This window comes from Enterococcus viikkiensis, from assembly GCF_005405345.1.
GTDB classification, from domain to species: domain Bacteria; phylum Bacillota; class Bacilli; order Lactobacillales; family Enterococcaceae; genus Enterococcus_A; species Enterococcus_A viikkiensis.
The window spans coordinates 266,473-290,993 of sequence record NZ_BJDW01000001.1; the positions used below are offsets into that span (position 1 = coordinate 266,473).

The window sequence follows — 24,521 nt, forward strand, 5'->3', positions numbered from 1 at the left end:
CATTCAATTTTAACAAATGATGAAAAGGGTTTTCAATAAAAAAACGCCCCTATAAAAATAGGGACGTGAATAAACGTGTTACCACCCAAGTTCCCAAAAAGTTTGCACCTTTTGGCTCTCATAATACGTAACGGGTATCAATCGGACCGGTTTTTTCGATCACTTAAAGGGAGTAATTTCTATTTTTTCCACTAGAAGCTTCCAGCCAAGGCCTCTTTCTCTTGTCGTGAAGTGAAAATAAAATCATGTCCTTCTCGTTGCTTTCAACTATTGATTATTAGGATAGACCCGAAAAAAAAATTTGTCAACAATTTTTCACAAAACTTTATTCATTCGACTTTAAGGCGTCGATCATATTGATATGCCGCAGGCGGAAATGAGTCGCAGTCATGACAATCACTGTAAAGAGAATCGTTAACCCGCCAGAAATCAAATACGCACCTGGTCGAATCACTAAAGGAAAAATAATTGACTCCATCGAGGCTTGGTCCAAAATGAACTTAGTCAGGCCAATCCCCAACCCATATCCACAGATAATTCCTAATAAGGTAAAAACAATATTCTCACGGAAAATATAGGCGGTGACTTCACGATCATAAAAGCCTAAAACTTTGATCGTAGACAATTCCCGCAAACGTTCTGACACATTGATGTTGGTCAGATTATATAAAACGATAAAAGCCAACAAACCAGACAGAACGACAAAAATCCAGACGATCCCGTCAAGATTATCCATCGAATGCTCTTGCGCATCGATTTGCGTTGACATGAAGGAGGTGTTCGTGACTTGTGCTGAGCTTAATAACTGCTCCGCCAATTTTTTTTCAGCGGTTTGACTCATGTCTTTACTCTTCAGCAGATAACTGTTGGCGACAAAATTTTCACCGCGAACTTTTTGGAAATAATCTTTCGATAGATACAAAAAGTTTCCTAAATAATTTTCGGTGATATGGCTGATGGTCACTTCGAAGGAGCGTTGATCGCCATCATAAACCGTTAGCGTGGCACCTTTTTCCAATTGGAACATTTCCGCGATTTTTTCAGTGATCACGGCGCCATCATCCATTAAACTGAAGTGTTTGTTTTGATTTTTCAGGTGTACATACTTTTTAAAGGCGTGACGATCCGACGGAACCATCATCGTCAATTTTTGATTGGCTTGTCCTTTTTGTTTCAATTCAATCGTTTGATTTAGCGTGGCCAGCTGATCGGTGATTTGCGGCGTCTCCGCGAAGATTTTTTTCACCGCCGCTGTATCTGGCTGATTGTCTAAGGTCACGATCCCTTGATAATCAATGATGGGACCAAATTGCTTCGCGCCAACCGAGCTGAGGGAATCTCTCAAACCGACACCTGCCACCATTAACGCCGCACAGCCAGCGATCCCGATCACTGCCATAATCATGCGGGATTTATACCGTAAGAGATTGCGGTAGCTGACCTTTTGATTAAAACTCAAACGCGACCAGAACGGTGTGAACCGTTCTAAGAAAATCCGTTTGCCGGGTTTCGGCGCTTTTGGCTGTAATAACTCCGCAGGTTTTTCATGCAGCTCCCGTAGCAATACTAATAATGCCGCACCAAGGCTGGCGAATAAAAAAGCAATCGCTGCTTGAATAATCGGTCGGGCCAAATAGAAGGCTTCAACACCAGGAAAATTATAACGATCACTAGAAAGTTCAAAAACCAGTCGTGGTAAAGTATTGGTTCCAATTACACTACCAAGTACGATTCCTAATGTTGCAGCAGATACTGCATAAATAATATATTTGATAGCAATTTCAAAGCGGGAATACCCTAAAGCTTTGAGTGTCCCGATCTCTCGCCGATTTTCTTCTACCATTCGCGTCATTGTCGTAAATGTAATCAAAGCCGCGATAAAAAAGAAAAACACAGGAAAGACATTGGCAATCGCCGCGATGCGTTCAGATAAGTCGCCATACTCCTGAAAGCCAGGATTTTCAGCCCGTTGATCGTAAGTATAACTGGGGTCCGCCAACTCTGCGATGCTTTTCTCGCTGTCCTTGATTTGCTGCTGGGCGGAAATTAATTTCTCCCGGTTGGCCGTCAGCTCCTTTTGCTGAGTTTCCAGACGCTGTTGGGCCTCTTCTAATTGTGGATTACCGGTCGGCAAACTAGCCGCTTGCTGCTGTAGTTGCCCCTTCACTTGATCCAGTTCCTTTTGACCCGCTTCCAGCTTCGCTAAGTTCTTATTGAGCTCAATTTTCTTCGGCTGCAGCTCTTTCTCTGCGGCCTCACGAATCTCCATCCCTCGTTCCTTTGATCGATCAGCGAAAAGCTTTTTGATCTGGCTGATATTTTCATCCATCTTCTCTTCATAGTCTTTACCAAAAGTCTCTAAGCCCTTGACATTATCAAATCGGAGATAAATCACACTTTTTACTTCTGACGAAAAATTTTTTTCTGGCAAATAAGCAAAAAAATCCACGCCGCCGTTGCCGACATTTGAAAGGCCTCGTTCATCGGTACTCGTATAGATTGGCGATTGAACGAAGCCGACAATCTTAAAGTTTTTACGCTTCAATTGATCCGGTTGATCAATCTGATATGTTTGCTTCAAGCGATATCCCTCTGCTTGGGCTTTTTCATCCAACACAATTTCATTTTCAGTTTGCGGCAAATGACCGGATTTAACGATCAATTGGTTTTGCTGATCGTCTTTGTTATAAGAATACAATTTCACCACTTGATTCTTTTCACTGTCGGCATAGAAAAATTGATAGCCGCTCTCTGCTTCGGCATGAGGAATATCCGCAGCTATTTGCTCATCTGCTCCAGTCAAGCCCCCGGTAGAAATAATTTGCACGTTAGATAATTCTTGACGATCCACATAACGACTAGCAGAATGATTCAAGATTGGGCCTGTCGCTTTGATCCCAACGTACAATAATGTGCCTAATAAAATAATCAAAACGATCGCGATAAAACGACCCTTCGAATAAAAAATTTCACGGAAGCTAGCCTTCATATAAGTTTTATTTTTCATCTATCTACTCCTGTATCTGCTTCTAACAGTTAGTCCCTTTTATTCTAACACAAAACGTTTTCATGCTAGTGAGGAAGCAACTAAAAAACCGCCGCAAATTAGCTTTTTTTGCAGCGGTTGATAGTTAAAAATGATCGGCACACAGAGGAAGCAAACAGAATGATCGAGATCCCCAAAATATTAACAAACACGAATAGACCTGCATGAAGCGCGTCGAAAATCAAATTCGCCTTCACGATACTATTACTAACGGCCAAAAATAACATTCTTCCGATTGTTTCTCGATTCAACTCGAGAGCAGTCAGAAAATCTATCACCGAGTAGGAGTCTCAGTCTTCTACCTCCGGATTTACTTTGTCGTTCGAATATTCTTTTACACAAATATTCGTATCAAACCCCTTTAATTCAAAACTAGAGTGGTTGCTATTTTCATTCGATTCTTCTAATCTCCCCAGGAAGATTTTCTAATAATTAAAGGATTAATTTTTAAATGAATGGATGGGCGCTGGAATACGTCCACCACGAGCAATAAAATCATTTGACCCCGCAGCATTGACCGCCATCACCGGCGCTCTGCCAAGTAGGCCGCCGAATTCGACCATCTCGCCGATTGTTTTGCCTTTTGCTGGGATGATTCGAACCGCTGTGGTCTTATGATTGATTACACCGATCGCCGCTTCATCTGCGATCATCGCCGCAATACTGCTGGCTGGTGTGTCGCCAGGAATCGCAATCATATCCAAACCAACGGAACAAATCGCGGTCATCGCTTCCAACTTTTCGATCGTTAAGTAGCCCTTGTTCACCGCATCGATCATCCCAGCATCTTCTGAAACTGGAATAAAAGCGCCGGATAATCCGCCGACATGATTACAAGCCATCACACCGCCTTTTTTCACGGCATCATTCAACAACGCTAACGCTGCCGTCGTTCCATGAGTCCCGACACTTTCCAAACCCATTTCTTCTAAAACGTGGGCAACGGAATCCCCAACTGCCGGCGTAGGAGCCAATGAAAGGTCCACGATCCCAAAAGGAACAGCTAACCGTTCCGAAGCAATCCGTCCAACCATTTGTCCCATTCGAGTAATTTTGAAAGCCGTTTGTTTCACGACCTCAGCCACAATATCAAACGATTCGCCCTTAACTTTTTCCAATGCTCGCTTCACTACGCCGGGGCCACTGACACCGACATTGATCACACAGTCCGCCTCACCCACGCCATGAAAGGCTCCAGCCATGAAGGGATTGTCCTCCACCGCGTTAGCAAACACGACTAATTTGGCACAACCAAGATCAGATGCCGCTGCCGTTTCTTTTACAATTTTTCCCATGTGAGCGACCGCATCCATATTAATTCCAGCCTTAGTCGAACCGATATTGACTGATCCACAAACAAAATCAGTCTCTGCCAATGCTTGCGGAATAGAATTCATTAAGATCGCATCCCCATGTTGATAGCCCTTTTCAACCAGTGCAGAAAAGCCGCCTAAAAAGTTTACACCCACTGCTTTAGCTGCTTTGTCCAATGTTTTCGCAAATTTCACATAATCCGTGTCTGGCGTCGCCGCCGCAATAATCGCGATGGGCGTCACTGAAATCCGTTTATTAATGATGGGAATCCCGTATTCCGCTTCAATCGCCTCACCAACTTTGACTAAGTCTTTTGCCTTCGTGGTGATTTTTTGATACATTTTTTCACAGGCGCGATCACTGTCGCTATCAATACAATCTAATAATGATATCCCCATGGTAATCGTTCGAATATCTAAATTTTCTTCTTCGATCATCCGAATCGTTTCCAGTATTTGATTGGTTTCCACAAAGAGCCCTCCTTATAATTTATGCATCGTATCAAATATTTCTTGATTTTGAATACTGATTTTCACACCTAAATCTTTTCCTAACTCATGCAGTTGCTCACGCGCCCCTTCAAACCCTTGTTCCGCATTCGTTAGATCCACTAACATCATCATGGTAAAATAATCCCCCATGATCGTTTGAGAAACATCAAGAATATTAATTTTTTGTTCTGCTAATTTTTGGCTGACACTGGCAACGATACCGACCTTATCTTTTCCAATAACCGTAACTACACCACGCATTTACAGGACTCCTTTCAGATAATTGTTTTCAATTATAGCATATCGATGGCAAGCCGATTAGAAAATTATTAATATAAGCAAATTTTTTCTATTAAACGTTCGTGTTTTGACAGTTCCACTCCTTGCTTTAGCATGGCTAATCGAATCGTCTATGTATAAAAATAGTGTACTTTTTTTGTTAAAAAAAGGACTCCTCAAAATAGAGCTAGCAGCGATTTCTCCCGCTTTCTTCTTTACTTCTTTCCGCACCAGCTTTATTCTGACATTAACAAGAGAGGAGGAATTCTGATGGAGCTTTTTGAAACAATGATTCAACATACCTCAGTCCGTTCATTTACCGATCAAAAACTATCGGTCAACTTGCAGGAGCAATTAGTTTTAGCTGCTCAAAGTGCCAGCAGCTCGAATTTTCTTCAAGCTTACTCATTGATTCAGATCACAGATACTGTAAAAAGAAGAGCGATCGAAACAATCGCAAAGTTCCCGGTTGACAATGGAACGAATGGGCAGCTTTATATTTTTGTTGCGGATTTAAATAAACACGCCCAAGTTTTGCAGCAACAAGATCTATCCATTGAACATTTGCGCACGCTGGAATCCTTAGTGGTTGCTATTGTTGATACTGCTTTGGCTGCGCAATCGATGGCCGTTTATGCTGAGTCGATTGAGCTAGGCGTTTGTTATGTTGGCGGTATTCGTAATGATTTAGTTAAAATGAAAGAGTTGCTCGATCTGCCAGAATTCACGTATCCGGTTTTTGGTCTTTTCGTCGGCTATCCTGCCGAAAAAAATGAAGTTAAACCACGACTGCCAATAACAGCCATACTTAATACAAATACTTATCATCCTTTCACTCCAGCAATGCTTGCCGATTACGATAAAAGGACAACAGCTTATTACTTAGAGCGCAATACAAATACGCAGATAACTAGCTGGTCAGAAAAAGTTCGGCAACATTTTGCCCAAGCACGCCGTAGCAATACAATCGATTTTCTAAAAAAGCAAGGCTTCGTCTTTTAAGCGAAACCTTGCTTTTTTCGTCTACTAGTTATCCAGAACAATTGCAACTGCCATAAAGCTCCCCTCAAGAATTTCTCTCCATTCAACTTCAAATTTTTTTGAGATCTTTTACCGTTAAAGAACAATCTGTATTTTTCACCACATCTTCTTTATTCATCCCAATCAGTGACAACAAAAAATGTTGATTGCTAATTGATCGACAGACCTTCGATCCTCAATAAAATAAATCGATACCTCACTGTGCGTTCCTTATGGGTGCACTAAACGGTATTTCTCCACAAAAAAAGACTGCATCAACATTTGATGCAGTCCGTTGCTTATTCATTTGTCAATACAATTTTTCCTTTAGCGTGATGTGTAGCACTTAATTCGTGGGCTTCTGTGACGCCTGCTGCTGTTAATGGATACGTGTGTCCAACCACGCTTTTCACTTTACCATCCGCCATTAAGTCGGCGATTTCTTGCAATTGTTCCCCATTAGGCTGCAGCCAAATACTTTCCGCTACCGCCACCGTGTTAGCAAGCTCTTCGTCGGGTTGACTCACAATTGAAATCAAACGGCCGTGTTCATTTAAGATTTTAAAACTCTTAGCTTGGACTTCTCCACCCATCGTATCAAAAACCAAATCAACGTTTTCCAATACTTCTGAAAAATTAGTCGTATGGTAATCAATCACTTGATCAGCGCCAAGTTCTTTTAACAAGGCATGATTTTTCTCACTGGCAGTTGTGATAACTGTTGCCCCTGCATTTTTGGCTAGTTGGATCGCATAAATCCCAACGCCACCAGCTCCTGCGTGGATCAAGACTTTTTCTCCCGCTTTTAACTGACCATGGGCGAACAACCCTTGATACGCCGTTAAACCAGCTAACGGAACCGCCGCTGCTTCCTCAAAGGAAACATTCTCAGGCTTCCTTGCTAATAGATGATCGTCCACAATCGTATAATCCGCATATGTACCGAAGCGCGTTGTCTCAGGGCGTGAGAAAACTTTTTGTCCTACTTGCCAATTCTTTACTTCAGAACCAATCGCTGCAATTTCACCAGCAACATCCCAACCTAGCGTAATAGGAAATTCCCACGGCATCATTTGTGCCAAATAGCCTTCTCGTAATTTCCAATCAATCGGATTGACTGATGTGGCGTGTACTTTTACCAACACTTGATGTTCACCTAGTTCTGGTAATTCAACTTTGCTTTCTTCCAATTGGTCCGCATGACCATAATTTTTAATGACAATTGCTCGTGTTTCCATCCTTACATCCCTCCATGTGTGATCATTATAAAAGTCCTTCAAATAAATCGGTAGCAATTTGCTTCAATCGAACAGATGAGAATCCAATAGATAGGTAATCTGGTACTTCTCAGCCAATTTTTTTAAATACGGCAACGCGAAATCTTCCGTCTCATTCAGTCTATCCAAACGACGAAAAAACTCCCCTCTTTCTTCCTTACTGGCGATTTTTTTGAAATACCCCCAAACATGTTCGTAGGCATTTCTCTGAGCTTTGACGTTGACCGGCAGTGTTTTGACATGTTCAATCCGCTGATAAAAAAGTTGTGCTTTTTCTTCACTCCAGTGGTTACCCGAAAAAAGCTGACGAATCACCAAATAGTCTTCCTGAGAGCGAGCCATCACAAAATATTTCCAACGCGCCCATTCCTTTTGCTGTTCTTCCATCCACTCACCTCAGGCTAAGGGTAACATCAGTTGGGCGAGATGTTGGAAAAAATGCTCAGCTTCTGGATAGCAAGATAGGTCGCTATCTTTTTTCATACGCAAATCATCCCACTAAACTTTTCGAACAATGACTTAGTGATACATTTATTTTTCTGCACCATTCGTATTACCTGCAAAAAGTGGGACTGACAGCTATTTCATTTTTAAGGAACCCATTTTTTCCTCCGAAAAAGATGAGTCTTATCTTCCTTCGCATGTCATCCCACTAAACTTTTCGAACAATGACTTAGTGATACATTTATTTTTCTGCACCATTCGTATTACCTGCAAAAAGTGGGACTGACAGCTATTTCATTTTTAAGGAACTCATTTTTTCCTCCGAAAAAGATGAGTCTTATCTTCCTTCGCATGTCATCCCACTAAACTTTTCGAACAATGACTTAGTGATACATTTATTTTTCTGCACCATTCGTATTATCTGCAAAAAGTGGGACTGACAAAAAACAGACAGATTTCTCTGTCTGTTTGCGGGATTTATAAATCAGAAATGGTGGTTCCTTCACCGAAACTTGTTTCCCAATCGGCGGTAAAATCGGTAACCGCTTGAGCAATTGACGGCATCGCTAAGGCTTGTTGAATTATATCAACCCCCATCGTTGCTGCTTGGCTGCCATTCTCTAAGGCTGCGTTGACTTGTCCGACATTTTTAAAGCTGGCTGCCAAAATTTTTGTCGCACTCTTTGTCCGGGCGATTTCTTCCGCCATTTCAAAAATCGCTTCTCGCGGATCGATATTCAAATTTTCCATTCGATTGAAATACGGCGCGATATAATCAGCCCCCGCCGCAATTGCCAGATAGGCTTGGAATTTCGTATAGATGGCGGTTGCGGTCACATTGACTCCGCGACGTTTTAATTCTTTGATCGCTTTTAAGCCGGGTTCGTTGACTGGAATTTTAATGAAAACTTTTTGATCAATATTGGCTAAAATTTTTTCAGCATCCTTGATAATTCCTTCATAATCTTGAGCTACGACTTGTACATGCAATGAACGATGTTCGCCGATAATACCGCGAATTTCCTTCATGTGTTGGAAGAAATCAATTTTCCCTTCTTTTTTTACGATAGACGGATTAGAAGTAACTCCGGCGATTGGTAAAACATCCGAAAAATTTTTAATTTCAACGAGGTTCGCTGTATCTAACATAAATTCCATTGAAAAAATCCCCTTTACTATTTTCTATAAGTTAAGCATAGCATCCTGCCCCAATTATTTCCGTATCCTCCAAACAAAAAAAGGTGAAAAGCGTTCGTTCAAGCCTTTCACCTTTGAATCTTCTTTATTTTTCGCACAGATGTGCATATTGAATAAAAAAACTACATTCGCTGACTAATCCGTAAAATTTCTTCCGCTGTTTCTTGATCCGTGATTAAGGTATTGAGATAGCCCTTTTGCAGCAAAGGAATGATCGAGCGAGCTTTGGAGCGGCCACGAGCGATTCCAACTGATTGGGGTACTTTTGCCAATTCTTCTAATTGCAGTCCAATCGTCCGCTGATTCAACGAACCATCCAGCGCCTTACCATAGCTATCATAAAAACGACAGCAGCAATCGCCAATAGCTTCTCGTAATTTCAACTCTTCAAAATCCGCTGTTGTCAATAAATCCCGCCATTGACTTTTTTGATAGCTCAACGGTCCGCCAATTCCGACGATCGCCATATCTAGTCGTTGCCAGCAGTCCTTTAATTCATAGAAATATTTTGAGTTCACGATTCCTTCCGCCAATGCTTTCGTTTCTTGGATCACAGAAGCATTGATAAATACGCTTTGGCCATTTAATTTCCGTGCTAACTCGTAGACGAGGGTATTAACGTGATAACGCGAATTAATATGACTCGGTCCACCCGCCACAGGTACAACAACGACTTTGCTTAATTGTTTCGGTTCAATTTTATTAATCGCGTTGCCAACACTAGCCCCCCAAGAAAGACCCACCACCAGCTCATCCGTCAATTGTCGCCGCAGCCAAGCACCGGCTACTTCTGACAGTCGTTTCTCTTTGTCCTCTTCACTAGCATCTTGCTCATTAGAAACTAGCTCCACGGCTTTTAATGCAAATTTTTGCTTCAACTTTTCTTCCAATTCAAACAACGCAGAATCAAAATGATTGATCTTGATTTCAACGATCCCTTTTTTTTTTGCTTGGCTGATCATTCGGCTGACTGTCGTGCGATAGATCGATAATTCTTTGGCAATCTGAGCCTGTGTAAGCTCTTGTTCGTAGTACATATAAGCGACTTTGGCTAATAGTTTTTGCTTGTCCTCTTTCATGTTGCTTCCCTCCTTGCTGGACATTTTATTTACCTGTTCCCGAAAAGCGTGTATCATTCTAATTAACGAATGGAGGAGAGCTCAATGTCTATCGAAACCACAAAGGCCTTTTTCTCACAATATGAAATGACTGATCGGATCCACGAATTTCCCGTTTCTAGCGCAACCGTTGAGCTGGCTGCTAAAGCCTTGAATTGCCCACCGGAATTAATCGCGAAAACGATGTCTTTCACACTGAAAAAGAGTGACAAAACAATTGTAATCGTGATTGCCGGGGATGCAAAGATTGATAATAGCAAATACAAAGCGACCTTTAATGAACGTGCCACGATGGTAAAAGCCGCTCAAGTCGAAGAGGCGATCGGTCATCCTGTTGGCGGCGTTTGTCCTTTTGCCCTCAAGGCTGACGTTGACGTTTATCTTGACGAATCGTTGCAGCGTTTTGAACGAGTCTTTCCCGCCTGTGGCAGTCCCAACAGTGCGATCGAGCTAACGATACCTGAATTAGAAACCTATAGTCGTTATAAAAAATGGATCGATGTCTGCAAAAACTGGCAAGAAAATAAACGGTCATTGATTTGAGAATACCCTTTTGTTGAACGCCCCATCGTCACAAACGATCTGAAGAAGGACGAAATTGGGCCGAATCTTTGCCTAATGTACGATAGGCTTTTTTAGTTGCGACGATTCGTGGATCATTCTTAATCCTTTCAAGCATCCCTCAAGCTTATTTTTTTTAACAAAGGATTCAACCACTCTTACCGATAGCGGGTTGAACATCTTGATTCGTGAATTCGATTACTGTGCAGGCTACCAAAATTCCTAATTGCTTTAACTCCAACACTTTCCTTCTAGTTTAAACGTTTTCGCTAAAAAGCAAAAGGCTTCTTGTTACTGCTTGCAAAAAATCTTCGTTATAATGAGCAGTAGATAAACATAGATAAACCACTGAAGAACTATCAGCTTTCTAAAAAACGTACGAACAAGGAGGAATTTCAGATGGAAATCACCTATCATGGCCATTCCATTCTTTCGATCGTCATGAAAGATGGTCAGAAACTATTAGTTGATCCATTTATTACCGGCAATTCATTAACCGATCTGAAAGCAGATGAAGTCACGACAGATTGGATTTTAGTCACTCATGGTCACAGTGATCACATTGGCGATACGGTACCCATTGCTAAACGAAATGATGCCACCGTGATCAGTATCGTCGAAGTGTGTTCTTTTGCAGAAAAGAACGGTGTAGAAAAGACTCACGGTATGAACATTGGCGGAAAATATGATTTTCCATTTGGCCGCGTAAAAATGGTCCACGCGCAACACAGCTCCGGCTATGAAGTCGATGGACAAATGGTTTATATGGGCGAGCCCGCCGGCTTCATTATCCAGGCTGAAGGAAAAACAATTTATCACGCCGGTGATACCTCGAATTTCGGCGACATGGCACTTTTCGGCGATGCTTTTGATATTGATGTAGCTTTCTTGCCGATTGGCGATAATTTTACGATGGGGCCTCATGAAGCTGCCAGCGCCGCAAAACGGCTGAAAGCCAAGCAAGTCGTGCCAATCCACTACAATACCTTTCCTGTCATCAAACAAGACCCTGAGGCCTTCGTTAGGCTTCTACCGGAAAGTGTTGGTAAGGTTTTAGCTGTTGGGGAAACGTTAGAACTATAAAATTCAACGGGCAGCTTATCTGCTTTCCGACTTGAGCCCTATAAATAAAGCTGTGCCTTCTCTAAAAATTCGTTATACTGATAGAAAAAGGGAGTTTGCCTATGTTGAACTTTGAAAGTGATTATTTAGAAGGGGCCCATGAAAAAATTTTAGCCCGTTTGGTAGAAACCAATCAAGAAAAATTAAGCGGCTATGGGCGGGATAAATATTCTGCCTCTGCGATTAATAAAATCCGCCAAGCGACGCTTTGTCCTGAAGCTGAAATTTATTTTATTTCTGGTGGCACTTTAACCAACGCCTTAGTGATTGCTTCACTGTTAAAAAAACACGAGGGCGTTATCGCCCCTGAAACTGGACACATCACCACCCACGAGACCGGCGCCATCGAATTTTCCGGTCATAAAGTTTTAAGTTTGCCGCAAACCAACGGAAAAATTTCTGCGGGACAAATCCGCGAATATCTTGAACAATTTTGGGCAGATGACAATCGTGAATTCATGGTTTTTCCTGGAATGGTCTATCTCTCTCATCCTACCGAATACGGGACGCTCTATTCACAGACAGAATTAAAACTGATTTCTGAAGTTTGTCAGCAATACAAGATCCCTTTATTTTTAGACGGTGCACGCTTAGGTTACGGCTTAGCCAGTCCTGAATCAGATTTAAGTTTGCCTCAGATCGCCGAATACTGTGATGTTTTTTACATTGGTGGAACAAAAGTCGGTGCGCTGTTAGGGGAAGCAATCGTCTTTACCAAAAAGAATACTCCCGATTATTTCATCGCCCACATGAAACAACAAGGCGCACTGTTAGCCAAAGGCCGTTTATTAGGACTGCAATTTGATACGCTGTTTACCAATCAACTGTATTTTCAGATCAGCCAGCACGCTATCGACATGGCAATGCGTTTAAAGCAAGGGTTATTAGCAAACAATTATCGCTTTTATCTTGATTCCCCAACGAATCAGCAATTTGTTATTTTGGAAAACAAACAAATGGAAGAACTCAAACAACACGTTGCCTTCAGCTTCTGGGAAAAATACGATGAGCAGCATACGGTGATTCGTTTCGCTACCAGTTGGGCAACGAAACAAACTGAGATCGATGAATTATTGGCATTATTGTAAACGGCTTATCGTTAAAGCCGTTTTTTTATTTCCCTGCTCTGGTGATCCTGTAACTTTTTAATTGTAGAACCGACAGCTAACTAAAAAAAACTTCCGAGTCTCGGAAGTTTTAAAGGTTGATCAAACGGTAGGTCAAACAAGCGATGTAGCATTCATAACTTTCTGAAAAACGCATTACATTGTAGCCAAGTGCTTCGCTGATTTTTTTGATCCGATATTTTACTGTATTTTTATGGATAAACAGCTGCTCACTACAAATTTGAAAATCGGCTCCGGCATCTAATAGAAAACTGCATAATGTCATTAACTGCTCTTTGCTATCTTTACTATTCATAATGGGACTTAACAGTGCTAGCGTCTCTTCGACTTCCGCCTCACCCGATTGAATTAATTTATTGGCGTAAACGACTTGCCGAATCTCGCTAATAGAGAAACTTTTTTTCTCGTGAAATAGCTTTGGCAACTGCAACACAACTTCATTGACTAATTGGTAAGTCGTTCGTACATCAGTGGTATTGCGTAAACGAGGACACAAAACGATACTATCGATACTCTCTTTGTAGGGGCTGTTTTGAATATAGATCTCACCTAGTTCCAGCTCGGAATCATTGTGTCGATAATTTCCCAAGAGCACGATCAGTTGATCATCTAATATTTGAGTGACACACGTTTGATAAAACTTTGAAGCATAACTGAAAACGTCTTTCTTTAAGTTTTTTTCTTCTTTAAGATCGTTTAATTGCAAGAACCACATTAACTCGATTCCCTTCACATCAATCTTCAATTGATTCGCCAAGCGATACATCTTTTCGCTTTCATCATTTAAAATTGCGTGAACTAGTGCCGCTTCATTGACCTCACCTTGCTTCTTTCCCCATAAATTCAAAGCAACTTGCAGCAGTTCCACTGTTTGTTCGCATTCAGCTTCTGTCAATAGTTCATGTTCCTTTAACAAATAGAGAGAGAGAGGTCCGCTTTCCTTCTGATGAAGTTCCTTATAAAAAATAGAGAAATCATTTTTAAGCACTTGCTGGCCGTCCTCTACCGCGACTTTCCGTAATAAACGCTCTACATCAGTCGTAGAACTTCTCGGCCACTTGATTTGATTGGTTACTTCGTTGGTAGTATTCATCAAAACAATATTCGTCCGTAAAAGATCCGACACTAGTTTCAATGTAATATCCACCGTCCGTAAGTGCTCCGGCAACAAAGAGGCTTTCTCCAGTACTTCATTGACGATATTATCGGTCGGTCGTTTTTTTAAAATTTCTGCCATCAACTCAATGATCACTTCACTATATCGAATAGAACGATATCCTTTTGGCATTTGAATAATAATAAAACCTAACGCTTGAGCCGTTTCTAAAACTTTAGGGGCGATTTGCGGCAAAACCGTTCCAACATTACATAAAATGATCCCAATACCGCCCATTCGCTGTAATTGGCAAATCGTTGCACACTGCTTGTCGATGTCCTCTCTGATGCTAAAAAAAGAAGTCAGTGCCAACTCACCAGTATGGTATTCATTCAATTCGAAATGTTCCTTACAGTATGCCATATCGGCGATCTCTAAAAAAGAGAGCGATGTTACCGTCTGACTTAAATTATTATGTCCCGTCAACACCAGGGCCTCTCTTAAAGAAGGCAACAATAACAAATCCTTTATTTTAGCTCCCAATCTCATCCCTCCTAAGGATTTTCACATCAAATTTTGTTTTTCCTCTAACATTAGCAGATTCACTTTTCCTTGTCTATTCTATTTTTCTTATTCAGCCAAATTATTTTAGTAAAAAAAACTCGTGACAAAAATATTGTCACAAGTTCTATTTATAAATAACTGGCAGTCCAATAGTAGCTTCTTTGGCCCTAAGCCGAATCCTTCTGCCACGACTTCTGGTCTTATTTAACTGCTGATTCTGATTCTACGATTTTATTGACGATGCCGTAGTCCTTCGCTTCTTCAGCCGAAAGCCAGAAGTTGCGGTCGGTATCTTTTTCAATTTTTTCCAAAGTTTGACCGGTTGCTTTGGCGATTAATTTATTCACCCGTTTGCGCATCCGTAAAATTTCTTTGGCTTCAATTTGAATTTCGGTTGATTGCCCTTGCACGCCACCAGCTGGTTGATGAATCATGTAGCGCGTATTCGGCAAGCTGTAACGATCTTCTTTATCCGCCGCCAAATAAATCGTGATCCCCGCACTTGCTACCCAGCCGGTTCCGATCACTTTTACTTTTGGTTTGATAAATTTAATGACGTCGTGGATCGTATCACCGGACTCCACATGACCACCTTGGCTATTAATAAACATTGTAATTGGTTCTTCACTAGCAGATGATAAATAAAGCAGCTGTTCAGTCACCGTTTTGGCCAACTCTTGTGTGATCTCGCCATAAATCAAAATCGTCCGTTGTTTCAATAATTTTAAGAGCATTGGATTTTGTTCCTCTGGTTTTGGTGTATCGGCTTCTGCAAAAAGATGATTCATAAAAAAATTCCTCCTCGTTTTCTAAGACCTCTCCTTTAGTATAGCCAAAAAAAATTAGAATGAACAGAAAGAGCCTCTGGCTAGCTGACTCACTAAAGTGATGAAAAGCTGTGGTAAACTAACCAAAAGACTGTTGATTATTGCTGAGCTTTGGCGAATATTTTTTTATTTTAGCAAAGCATTCATTTTTATTGGCACTATTTATTTTTTTATGGGATGATAGATCGTATTTGTAAAAAAGGAAGGGGATCTTCGTGGCTTATCGAAACAAGCCTCCGTCATCTGCCCGTTAAAATAATCTGGTTTCTATTATTTTACTGAAGGAGCAATTTACATGATCGAGGAAAAGAAAAGTTTTATCTCATGGCCAGTCTTAGCCATGATGTCGTTTGTTACTGTTATTGGTTTTGATGATATTATTTATAACTTTGCCAACCAAGGCTTAGGGGTTATTACTTCTTGGATAATTTTACTGCTATTATATGTGATCCCTTACTCTTTGATGGTAGGGCAACTAGGTTCCGTGTTCAATCATGAAGGCGGCGGTTTAACCTCGTGGGTACGAGGGACCAGCGGCGATCGACTGGGCTATTTTACCGCTTGGACCTATTGGGCGGCGTCAATCCCTTATGTCGTTGATACAGCGAACGCGGTCGTCGTCGGTTTCGGCTGGCTAGTCAACGGCAATGATTCAATGGAAGATAAAATGTCCAACTCAATGTTTGCCTTATTGACCTTCTGTGTTTTCTTAGCCTTTATTTTCTTGCAACGGCATTTTAAAAAATCGTTGGAAGTCTTGAGTACTCTAGGCGGCGGTGCGATGTTCATCATGGCTTTGCTGTTTGTCTTTATGACCTTCGCTTCCTTGTTTATGCCAAACGGTCATATCGAAACACAGCCAATGAATCTAGGTGCCATCGTGCCCAAATTCAATTTGCATTATTTAACCACGATTGGCCTGTTAATCTACGCCATTAATGGAGCGGAACTCGTCGCGCCTTTCGTCACTCGGATGCGCAAGCCGCAAAAAGAGTTTCCTAAAGCGATGATCATGTTAACAGTGATGACGATCTTCTTGACGGTCTTTGGTTCATTCTCGTTAGGCGTCTTTTTCAATGCCCATCACCTGCCAAATAATTTGAAGATGAACGGGTCGTATTATGCGTTCCAACGATTAGGTGAGTTTTTCCATCTTGGAAATAGTTTGATGTATGTTTTCGCCGTGACCCAAATCATTTATATGTGCGCGCTGTTGGCGGTCTTATTGGATGCCATGACACGGATGCTGATCTCTGACACCGGCAAACAATTCATGCCGAAGAAATTAACCAAACTAAACGCGGAAGGCTTACCGATCAACGGCTATATCTTAACTACCGCCTTAAGTGCCTTCATTTTATTATTAGGCGTTTTCTTGCCAGAGATGAATGATATCTTTAACTGGTTGTTAAATCTTAACGGGATTATTTCACCAGGTGTGACTTGCTGGATTTTTTACGCCTTCATTCGGATTCGCTTAGACAGTCGGAAATTTCAATCCGAGTATGTCTTTATCAAAAATGATCGGATGGCAGTCTTTGTTGGTGGCTGGTGCCTCGCAGTAACAGTGCTGGCAACATTGTTCGGGATTTTACCGCAAGACGCGGCTTATGGTTCTAGCTTGTTCTGGCATGAATTGATTATTAACATCATCGGAATTGTTGTCTTAATTGGTTTAGGTTTTGTGATGCCAACGTTAGCCAAACGGGAACGCGAAAAAGAAATGAATTAATTTTTTTAGACTGTCTACTGCCTCTATTAGGAAGGTTTAGGACAGTCTTTTTTTGCTATTTAAAAAAAATCCAACTCGTGGTAAGATGTTTTCTAAATAATATTTCATTTATTTTTAATCATATTCATAGAAGTGGGTGGACTTATGTTGCTGTTAGGGTCAGCAGTGAACTGTTTGGCGATTATCGCCGGAAGTTTTTCAGGGATTGTTTTACGAAATATCTCGGAACAAACAAAAGATACGGTGACAAAAGGAATTTCTTTAGGGGTCATTGCTCTAGCGATTCAGATGTCGCTAAAAGCCAGCTCCTTTACTATTATCATCATCAGTATTTGTTTAGGTGGGATGATTGGCGAGTTTTTAAAGATCGAGGACTCCATGACACGCTTAGGATTATTTTTAGAAAATCGCTTTGCCCGTGGGAATAGTAATTTTGCAGAAGGCTTTGTGACCGCAACGTTGATCTATGTGATCGGTTCGATGGGGATTATTGGGGCGATTGAAAGCGGCGTAACTGGTAATCATCAAACTTTATTTACCAAAGCAGTAATGGACGGCTTCATGTCCATTATGCTGACAGCTTCATTAGGGATCGGCGTACTTTTTTCGGCTTTTCCCGTTTTTATCTATCAAGGAATGATCACCCTCTTCGCCAGTTTCATCGTCCGTTATTTACCACCGGAATTATTAGATAGTCTGATGAATGAAATCAGTGCGATTGGCGGCTTGATGATCTTAGCAATCGGATTGAACGTCATGAAGCTGACGAAAATCCGCGTCTCAAACTATTTACCGGGGATTCTCGTCTTAATCATCATCATGGTGATCCAATACTTTTACTTTTAATCAGCAAGAGAGTTGAATCTGACTCACTTGCTGATTCTTTTTGCTAAATAATACTTTGTCGTTCCTATCATCGGTACATCTGCTATCTCGCCAAAGACCTCATAGCCCTGTTTCAAATAAAAATCCAATGCTTGATACGCTTTGGTAGTCAAAGTAATCGTCTTCAAGCCTTTTTCGACTGCTTGTTTTTCGATAGCTTGCATCAACTTTGATCCAATCCCCAGCTTTTGAAAGCGGGCATCCACGCCTAATAAAGAAATATACAGCGTGTCATATTGATACCTGCCAACGATCCCGCCAGCTAATTGATCCTCCACCCAAGCAGCCAAGACTAACGACTGCTCTGTTGATTCTACTAAGCCATCAGAAAATTCTGCGTCATGCTGCTGCTTAAAAATGTCATCTAGAAATGGAACTAGTTCCTCTTTCACACTTTTTTTAATTTCCACTTTTCTCACCTCACAACTATTTTAAAACAATTCTACGTTGAGAAGTAGTTTAAATGAACGCGGCCGAAAAAAAATCAAAATTGATTCAGCCGTCAAAATAATGATTGGATTTTCTCAAAGCCTTTTTACGTTCATTCATATTTAAGCAATTTCGTTGGAGTAACAGTTTCCTTTTTCTTTGTGTATACTTAAGAGCAAAAGATGAATCGAAAGGATTTTTTTGATGAACGAATACATGGATGAGTTAAGAGAATTTTGGGATGATTTTGCGGAAAATTATGAACAAATTCAACAAGAATCTAGTTTTCCTGTAGCAGAAGATTTAACAGCATTTCTAATCAGTGAAAAAATTTTCCCCTGTCAGACTTTTTTAGACTTAGCTGGTGGTACTGGCCGTTATTTACCTAGCTTTCAGCAACAGGTTGAACATTATATCCTCGTTGATATTTCAGAGAAGATGCTACACTATGCGCAAAATAAAGCGGCAGACAATGTTTTGTTCATCAACCAGTCGCAAGCAACTTTTTTAGCTCAAGCCAACACCCGATTTGACGTTGTTTTTTCGGCGATGAACCCCGCCTTGAAAACAAGTCGTGACCTCACTGCTTTTCAGCGTATCAGTCGAAATTGGTGCCTGCTTTTTCGGACGATTCAAGAGGAAGACACGCTCTTTTCTCCTTACGAAGCAGCCAATCCAGATTTGCTATTGAACCAGCAATATAAAAATTTTTTACAGGCTGAAAAGATTCCCTATAAAATCAAACAATTTTCCTACAAAAAAAGCGAAAAAATTACTCGTGAATTTTTCCAGGCTTATTTCGAAAACGATTTTTCTGCGGCAGAGTTGGCTAAGATGACCGAAAAAACTTTTGGTGATGCGCAGCAAGAAAATAATGAAAGCCGGCTTACTTTTGAATTGATTTATTTTCAAGTCTCAAAGGCTTATAATGAGAGCGGCTTATAACACTAAGGGGGAAAAATCATGGAAGAAAAAACATTTCAACGAATCAAAGAATTAACCCAACTGCAAGGAACCAGCGGCTTTGAGGAGGATATTCGTGCCTATATGCGAAGCGCGATGACTCCATTCGTTGACGAAGTCCAACAAGACGGACTTGGTGGCATTTTTGGCTTAAAAAATGCGTCGGAGAATAAACCACGTGTAATGGTCGCAGCCCATATGGATGAAGTCGGTTTTATGCTGACAGAAATTACTCCGCGAGGCTTATTCAAAGTCGTCCCTCTAGGTGGTTGGAATCCTTACGTTGTTTCAGCGCAACGTTTTACTTTAAAAACCGGAAAAGGCAATTATCCTTGTATCTCCTCTTCCGTACCGCCTCATTTATTACGAGGAACCAGCGGACAAGGTCAAGTTAAAGTGGAAGATATTTTATTCGATGCCGGTTTTGAATCAAAAGAAGAAGCGCTAGCCTTTGGCGTATTACCAGGCGATACGATCGTCCCTCAAACTGAGACTGTAAAAACCGCCAATGGCAAAAATATTATCAGCAAAGCCTGGGACAATCGCTACGGCTGCACCGTTGTCTTGGAAGCTTTAGAAGCCCTGCAAAAAGAAACGTTAGATTATACGCTGATCGCTGGTGCCAACGTGCAAGAAGAAGTTGGTCTGCGAGGAGCCAAACCCGCCGTAACAAAATTCCAGCCTGATTTATTCTTTGCGGTAGATTGCTCCGCCGCCGATGATTTAGTGACTACTAATGGAACTTTTGGCCATCTGGGCGAAGGCACCCTCTTACGAATCCAAGATCCCGGTATGATTCTTTTACCGCGTTTACGGGAATATTTATTAGACACGGCAGAAACCCATAATATCCCTTATCAATACTTTGTTTCAAAAGGTGGCACAGACGCTGGCGCCGCTCATACTGCAAACGAAGGAATTCCAAGTACGGTAATCGGTGTATGCGGACGCTATATCCATACCCATCAAACGATGTTCAGCATCGCCGACTTTGATGCCGCGCGAGAAATGCTGATCCAAGTATTGAAAGGCTTAGATGAAAGTACTATCAAAACAATCATCGCTGGAAAATGATTACTTTATAAAAATTAAATACTTTGTTAAAGTGATGATTATCACGCTTTTACTAATTTATTTAATAATAATATTCTTTTTAGTAACCATTTTTCTTGCAATCAAACATTATTTCCGTTAGTCTTTAAACATATTAATAACTCCTTAGGGGAGTAACCGGCAACAATGTTGTTGTGATATCAACAGTAAGTCAACCAGCAATGGTTTTCTGGTATCGTATGAAATGGTGAGACCTAAGACAAGTTTAAACACTTGCCTTAGGTCTCTTTTTGCGAGTTCTACTTCTTGCTTTAGCAAGATTAGTAGAATCGTAGGCGTAGTGAGATTCATATTATTTTTTGCTCTTTGAAAAATAATTTCCTTACTACGAGCTAGCTGTCAGCTCAACTTTTGCTGTTTAATAAAGTACGAAACAAGTTTTACTTGGTTAAACTAAAATATTAAACGGTAAGTTTCGTTGAATGATAGGCGTACGAGGATAAATCAAAAAATTGGAGGATATAAATTGACAAAACAAGTTTACCAACAAGAAACAGAAGAATTAATGAACGGTCTCAATACGGCACCAGAAGGCTTAAGCCAAGCCGAAGCGCAAAAGCGCCTGCAAGAAAATGGCCCGAATCAATTAAAAGAAGCGAAGAAAAAAACAACCCTGAGTTTATTTTTGGAAACCTTCAAGGACGCAATGGTCGTCGTCCTGCTGATCGTTGCGATTATTCAAATGGTGATGGGGGCTCACGTGGAATCCATCGTGATTTTCGCCGTCTTGATACTGAACTCAGTTGTAAGTGTGATCCAAACAAAAAAAGCGGAAGGTTCCTTAGACGCTTTGAAAAAACTTTCTGCCCCGGATGCCAGTGTTTTACGCGGCGGTCAAGAACAAAGTATCCCGGCCAAAGAAATCGTCACTGGTGACATCGTCATTTTAGAAGCTGGCGATTATGTCCCAGCGGATGGCCGCTTACTTGAAGAAGGTTCGCTGAAAGTTGACGAAGGTATGCTGACTGGTGAATCAACACCGGCGGAAAAAGAAATCACACTCTTGACTTCTGACGTTCCTGTTGGTGATCGACTTAACATGGTTTTCAGTGGAACGATCGTCACCTATGGTCGTGGAAAATTTCTAGTTACTGCGACTGGTGCTGAGACTGAGATTGGTCAAGTCGCGGACTTATTAGAATCAACCACTGAGCAAAAAACACCACTGCAACGCGGCCTGGATCGTTTTAGTAAGAAATTAAGTATTGCAATCTTGATTTTATCGATTGTGATTTTAGGTGTTCAACTAGTTCGGGTCTTTTTAGAAGGTTCGACGGATATGACCCAAGACATCGTCAATGCTTTTATGTTTGCCGTAGCAGTGGCAGTGGCCGCGATTCCTGAAGCCTTGCAATCAATCGTAACTATCGTCCTTTCATTGGGAACCAAAAAAATGGCAAAACAGCACGCGATTATTCGTAAGTTGCCAGCCGTTGAAACACTAGGCTCTACCAGTATTATCTGTACCGACAAGACCGGTACATTAACCCAAAATAAAATGACCGTAGTTGATTTTTTCTTAGCGGATGGTCAAAGCGGTGAATTTTCAAAAGATCCGAAACAATGGGAAGCTGATGAACAGCGGTTGATTGAGATCAGCGTTTTGGCTAATGATGCTACGATCAGTGAAGATGGCACAAAATTAGGGGATCCAACTGAGATTGCTTTGATTGACTATAGTGAAAAGCAAAATCAATCCTATCGTGAATTGCGTAAAAAATCGCCGCGTGAAGCGGAACTGCCTTTTGATTCTGACCGTAAATTAATGTCAACACTCCATACCATTGATCAAAAACAAACCATGGTCACCAAAGGCGGTCCAGATATCGTTTTTGAACGTAGCTCGAAAGTTTTATTAGATGGTGAAGTCGTTGCATTCACGCCAGAGCTGAAGACTCGTTTCCAAAAGCAAAATGAAGATTTTTCTAAACGAGCATTGCGAGTACTAGCCTTTGCTTATAAAGAAGTAAGCGCAAATGAGTTAACGTTAGAGGATGAAAACGAGTTAGTTTTAGTCGGTCTGTTGGCTATGATCGATCCACCGCGAGAAGAAGTTTTCCAAGCGGTTGCTGATGCCAAATCGGCCGGTATCCAAACGGTGATGATTACCGGCGACCACAAGACGACTGCTGTGGCGATTGCTCAAGAAATCGGTATTTTTGAAAAAGGCGACATGGCATTGACTGGCGCTGAATTGGATCAATTAAGCGAAACTGAACTGACTGAGCAATTAGAACAAATTACGGTTTACGCTCGCGTTTCGCCAGAGAATAAAATCCGAATCGTTCGCGCATGGCAGGACAAAGGAAAAATTTCTGCGATGACGGGAGACGGTGTCAATGATGCGCCAGCTTTGAAACAAGCAGATATTGGGATTGCAATGGGAACCGGAACGGATGTTGCCAAAGATGCAGCGGCGATGGTTTTAACGGATGATAACTTCGCTTCTATCATCAAAGCTGTCGAAGTTGGACGAAATGTTTTTGATAATATCAAAAAGGCCGTTGCCTATCTGTTTGCTGGTAATTTAGGGGCCATCATCGCCATCATCTTCGCATTAGTGATTGGTTGGTCGAACCCCTTCACGGCTTTACAATTACTCTTTATTAACTTAGTCAACGACTCACTGCCAGCCATCGCATTAGGAATGGAAAAAGCTGAGCCAACGATCATGCAGCGTCAGCCTCGTGATCCCGATAGTGGTATTTTCACTGGTAAAACGTTGATTTCGGTGACCTACCGTGGCATCTTGATCGCACTGGCCGTGATTGTCGCTCAATGGCTAGGCAATCAGCAATCTGCTGAAATTGGGGTCGCAATGGCTTTCACTACATTGATTTTAAGCCGGACTTTACAAACATTTGCGGCTCGTTCAAATACTCAAACTTCAATCCAAGCAGGGCTCTTTAGTAATAAGATGGTCTTATTGGCGATCGTGGTCTGTGGCGGACTATTCAGCTTGACACTGTTACCAGGATTGCGTGAAGTCTTCGCGATTCCCGCTGCCTTTGCCTTAAAAGACATTGGTTTAGCGTTAGCCCTAGCAGCTACGGCGGTGCTACTGATGGAGATAACTAAATTGATTTTAGTTAAAATCCAAGAACCAAAGACAAAATCAGAATTAAATAAAAACTAAGTCCCACACTAAAAGGCAGCGCCAAATCAATCGGCGCTGCCTTTTTTATAAGAATTGTTGCAAATAGCGTTGAATCCGAGGATTTTCGCTGGCGAAGAAAGACTGGCTGCTACCGTCAAAGGTTACCTGTCCTTCTTCTAGAAAAACAATCCGGTCCGCAACTTTACGAGCAAACTCTAAGTGATGGGTCACTACGATTTGTCCATTGCCAGATTCCGCCAACTCTTTGATCACCTGCAGTACTTCTTGAGCCAGCTCTGGGTCTAAGGCGCTCGTTGGCTCATCATACAACATAAACTGTGGCTCCATCGCCAATGCTCTTGCAATTGCTACCCGCTGCATCTGCCCGCCAGATAATTGTTTTGGGTGTTCTGCAGCTTTATCTAACAACCCAACCTTAGCCAGCAATTTCTCTGCTTGCTCCCGCGCTTGTGCTTTCGCTATTTTTTTCACCTGTATTGGACCTTCCATGACGTTTTGAATCACCGTCAAGTGGGGAAAAAGGTTATAAGCCTGAAAAACGATACTAAAATGAACGCGATAGTCCTTTAGTTGGCGAAACGTAAGATTTTGCGGAAAGGTCAAGTTGTCCTGATCGATTTTAATGGTGCCACTGTCTGGAGTCTCTAATAAATCAATCGAACGGAGCAAGGTACTTTTGCCTGATCCAGATGGTCCTAGAATAACCGTCGTCTCCCCCGGCTGGAAAATCAAATTGATCTCCTTTAAGACTGGATTGCCATCAAAGCTTTTGTTTAATTTTTCAATTGCTAACATCTG

Annotated in this window: 20 protein-coding genes; 9 read left to right on the top strand and 11 right to left on the bottom strand. The window is 41.5% G+C overall.

Going from position 1 to position 24,521, the window contains the following annotated elements:
- Nucleotides 1–325: 325 nt before the first annotated feature.
- The 3 genes from FFM67_RS01260 to FFM67_RS01270 all read right to left on the bottom strand — a co-directional run bounded on the left by FFM67_RS01260 (nt 326) and on the right by FFM67_RS01270 (nt 5,112).
- Nucleotides 326–3,007, bottom strand: coding sequence for an ABC transporter permease (locus tag FFM67_RS01260; protein ID WP_137612861.1), 2,682 nt, complete (start codon nt 3,005–3,007; stop codon nt 326–328).
- Between the two features lie 479 nt (nt 3,008–3,486).
- A complete protein-coding gene (locus FFM67_RS01265; RefSeq protein WP_137612862.1) occupies nt 3,487–4,830 on the bottom strand; it encodes a PFL family protein in 1,344 nt (447 codons plus the stop codon).
- 12 nt (nt 4,831–4,842) lie between these two features.
- Nucleotides 4,843–5,112, bottom strand: coding sequence for an ACT domain-containing protein (locus FFM67_RS01270; protein ID WP_137612863.1), 270 nt, complete (start codon nt 5,110–5,112; stop codon nt 4,843–4,845).
- A gap of 288 nt (nt 5,113–5,400) precedes the next feature.
- Here FFM67_RS01270 and FFM67_RS01275 point away from each other — a divergent pair, with 288 nt between their 5' ends.
- A complete protein-coding gene (locus FFM67_RS01275) occupies nt 5,401–6,132 on the top strand; it encodes a nitroreductase family protein (RefSeq protein WP_137612864.1) in 732 nt (243 codons plus the stop codon).
- Nucleotides 6,133–6,449: 317 nt separating this feature from the next.
- On the opposite strand, the gene FFM67_RS01280 is transcribed toward FFM67_RS01275, so the two are convergent.
- From FFM67_RS01280 to FFM67_RS01295, 4 genes are all read right to left on the bottom strand, one after another.
- Complete coding sequence (locus FFM67_RS01280; RefSeq protein ID WP_137612865.1) at nt 6,450–7,388, bottom strand: NADP-dependent oxidoreductase; 939 nt, start codon at nt 7,386–7,388, stop codon at nt 6,450–6,452.
- Nucleotides 7,389–7,451: 63 nt separating this feature from the next.
- Complete coding sequence (locus FFM67_RS01285; protein WP_137612866.1) at nt 7,452–7,814, bottom strand: DUF1722 domain-containing protein; 363 nt, start codon at nt 7,812–7,814, stop codon at nt 7,452–7,454.
- Between the two features lie 534 nt (nt 7,815–8,348).
- Complete coding sequence (locus tag FFM67_RS01290) at nt 8,349–9,029, bottom strand: fructose-6-phosphate aldolase (RefSeq protein WP_137612867.1); 681 nt, start codon at nt 9,027–9,029, stop codon at nt 8,349–8,351.
- A gap of 161 nt (nt 9,030–9,190) precedes the next feature.
- The gene (locus FFM67_RS01295) at nt 9,191–10,147 is read right to left on the bottom strand and encodes a sugar-binding transcriptional regulator (RefSeq protein WP_137612868.1); all 957 of its coding nucleotides are present in this window, start codon (nt 10,145–10,147) and stop codon (nt 9,191–9,193) included.
- 84 nt (nt 10,148–10,231) lie between these two features.
- Here FFM67_RS01295 and FFM67_RS01300 point away from each other — a divergent pair, with 84 nt between their 5' ends.
- The 3 genes from FFM67_RS01300 (at nt 10,232) to FFM67_RS01310 (ending at nt 12,957) form a co-directional block, all read left to right on the top strand.
- Nucleotides 10,232–10,729, top strand: a complete 498-nt coding sequence (locus tag FFM67_RS01300; RefSeq protein ID WP_137612869.1) for a YbaK/EbsC family protein — start codon at nt 10,232–10,234, stop codon at nt 10,727–10,729.
- 417 nt (nt 10,730–11,146) lie between these two features.
- On the top strand, nt 11,147–11,830 hold the full coding sequence (locus FFM67_RS01305) for a metal-dependent hydrolase (protein WP_137612870.1): 684 nt from the start codon (nt 11,147–11,149) through the stop codon (nt 11,828–11,830).
- Between the two features lie 101 nt (nt 11,831–11,931).
- Nucleotides 11,932–12,957, top strand: coding sequence for a threonine aldolase family protein (locus tag FFM67_RS01310; RefSeq protein ID WP_137612871.1), 1,026 nt, complete (start codon nt 11,932–11,934; stop codon nt 12,955–12,957).
- A 109-nt stretch (nt 12,958–13,066) separates the two neighbouring features.
- On the opposite strand, the gene FFM67_RS01315 is transcribed toward FFM67_RS01310, so the two are convergent.
- Both FFM67_RS01315 and FFM67_RS01320 read right to left on the bottom strand, forming a co-directional pair.
- Nucleotides 13,067–14,635 carry a PucR family transcriptional regulator gene (locus FFM67_RS01315; RefSeq protein WP_137612872.1) on the bottom strand — a complete coding sequence of 523 codons (1,569 nt, stop codon included), beginning with the start codon at nt 14,633–14,635 and terminating at the stop codon, nt 13,067–13,069.
- A gap of 221 nt (nt 14,636–14,856) precedes the next feature.
- The gene (locus tag FFM67_RS01320) at nt 14,857–15,444 is read right to left on the bottom strand and encodes an ATP-dependent Clp protease proteolytic subunit (RefSeq protein ID WP_137612873.1); all 588 of its coding nucleotides are present in this window, start codon (nt 15,442–15,444) and stop codon (nt 14,857–14,859) included.
- Nucleotides 15,445–15,778: 334 nt separating this feature from the next.
- On the opposite strand from FFM67_RS01320, the gene FFM67_RS01325 reads away from it, so the two are divergent.
- On the top strand, nt 15,779–17,215 hold the full coding sequence (locus FFM67_RS01325; protein ID WP_137612874.1) for an amino acid permease: 1,437 nt from the start codon (nt 15,779–15,781) through the stop codon (nt 17,213–17,215).
- 144 nt (nt 17,216–17,359) lie between these two features.
- Nucleotides 17,360–18,061: a DUF554 domain-containing protein gene (locus tag FFM67_RS01330; protein ID WP_137612875.1), complete on the top strand. Its 702-nt coding sequence runs from the start codon at nt 17,360–17,362 to the stop codon at nt 18,059–18,061.
- 23 nt (nt 18,062–18,084) lie between these two features.
- On the opposite strand, the gene FFM67_RS01335 is transcribed toward FFM67_RS01330, so the two are convergent.
- A complete protein-coding gene (locus FFM67_RS01335; RefSeq protein WP_137612876.1) occupies nt 18,085–18,510 on the bottom strand; it encodes a GNAT family N-acetyltransferase in 426 nt (141 codons plus the stop codon).
- Nucleotides 18,511–18,733: 223 nt separating this feature from the next.
- On the opposite strand from FFM67_RS01335, the gene FFM67_RS01340 reads away from it, so the two are divergent.
- From FFM67_RS01340 to FFM67_RS01350, 3 genes are all read left to right on the top strand, one after another.
- On the top strand, nt 18,734–19,474 hold the full coding sequence (locus FFM67_RS01340) for a methyltransferase domain-containing protein (RefSeq protein WP_137612877.1): 741 nt from the start codon (nt 18,734–18,736) through the stop codon (nt 19,472–19,474).
- A gap of 18 nt (nt 19,475–19,492) precedes the next feature.
- Nucleotides 19,493–20,566 (top strand): glutamyl aminopeptidase, encoded by a 1,074-nt coding sequence (gene pepA / locus FFM67_RS01345; RefSeq protein ID WP_137612878.1) that lies wholly within the window; start codon nt 19,493–19,495, stop codon nt 20,564–20,566.
- A 505-nt stretch (nt 20,567–21,071) separates the two neighbouring features.
- Nucleotides 21,072–23,741 (top strand): cation-translocating P-type ATPase, encoded by a 2,670-nt coding sequence (locus FFM67_RS01350; RefSeq protein WP_137612879.1) that lies wholly within the window; start codon nt 21,072–21,074, stop codon nt 23,739–23,741.
- Between the two features lie 45 nt (nt 23,742–23,786).
- Here FFM67_RS01350 and FFM67_RS01355 read toward each other — a convergent pair whose 3' ends face one another.
- Complete coding sequence (locus FFM67_RS01355) at nt 23,787–24,518, bottom strand: amino acid ABC transporter ATP-binding protein (protein ID WP_137612880.1); 732 nt, start codon at nt 24,516–24,518, stop codon at nt 23,787–23,789.
- Between the last annotated feature and the right edge of the window lie 3 nt (nt 24,519–24,521).

Excerpts from the sequence above, each read along its gene's own strand:
- FFM67_RS01305 (WP_137612870.1), top strand. The coding sequence starts at position 11,147 with ATGGAAATCACCTATCATGGCCATTCCATTCTTTCGATCGTCATGAAA.
- FFM67_RS01270 (WP_137612863.1), bottom strand. The coding sequence starts at position 5,112 with ATGCGTGGTGTAGTTACGGTTATTGGAAAAGATAAGGTCGGTATCGTT.
- FFM67_RS01330 (WP_137612875.1), top strand. The coding sequence starts at position 17,360 with ATGTTGCTGTTAGGGTCAGCAGTGAACTGTTTGGCGATTATCGCCGGA.
- FFM67_RS01280 (WP_137612865.1), bottom strand. The coding sequence starts at position 7,388 with ATGGAAACACGAGCAATTGTCATTAAAAATTATGGTCATGCGGACCAA.
- FFM67_RS01325 (WP_137612874.1), top strand. The coding sequence starts at position 15,779 with ATGATCGAGGAAAAGAAAAGTTTTATCTCATGGCCAGTCTTAGCCATG.
- FFM67_RS01310 (WP_137612871.1), top strand. The coding sequence starts at position 11,932 with ATGTTGAACTTTGAAAGTGATTATTTAGAAGGGGCCCATGAAAAAATT.
- FFM67_RS01295 (WP_137612868.1), bottom strand. The coding sequence starts at position 10,147 with ATGAAAGAGGACAAGCAAAAACTATTAGCCAAAGTCGCTTATATGTAC.
- FFM67_RS01355 (WP_137612880.1), bottom strand. The coding sequence starts at position 24,518 with ATGTTAGCAATTGAAAAATTAAACAAAAGCTTTGATGGCAATCCAGTC.
- FFM67_RS01285 (WP_137612866.1), bottom strand. The coding sequence starts at position 7,814 with ATGGAAGAACAGCAAAAGGAATGGGCGCGTTGGAAATATTTTGTGATG.
- FFM67_RS01260 (WP_137612861.1), bottom strand. The coding sequence starts at position 3,007 with ATGAAAAATAAAACTTATATGAAGGCTAGCTTCCGTGAAATTTTTTAT.
- FFM67_RS01340 (WP_137612877.1), top strand. The coding sequence starts at position 18,734 with ATGAACGAATACATGGATGAGTTAAGAGAATTTTGGGATGATTTTGCG.
- FFM67_RS01300 (WP_137612869.1), top strand. The coding sequence starts at position 10,232 with ATGTCTATCGAAACCACAAAGGCCTTTTTCTCACAATATGAAATGACT.
- FFM67_RS01275 (WP_137612864.1), top strand. The coding sequence starts at position 5,401 with ATGGAGCTTTTTGAAACAATGATTCAACATACCTCAGTCCGTTCATTT.
- pepA (WP_137612878.1), top strand. The coding sequence starts at position 19,493 with ATGGAAGAAAAAACATTTCAACGAATCAAAGAATTAACCCAACTGCAA.
- FFM67_RS01290 (WP_137612867.1), bottom strand. The coding sequence starts at position 9,029 with ATGGAATTTATGTTAGATACAGCGAACCTCGTTGAAATTAAAAATTTT.
- FFM67_RS01320 (WP_137612873.1), bottom strand. The coding sequence starts at position 15,444 with ATGAATCATCTTTTTGCAGAAGCCGATACACCAAAACCAGAGGAACAA.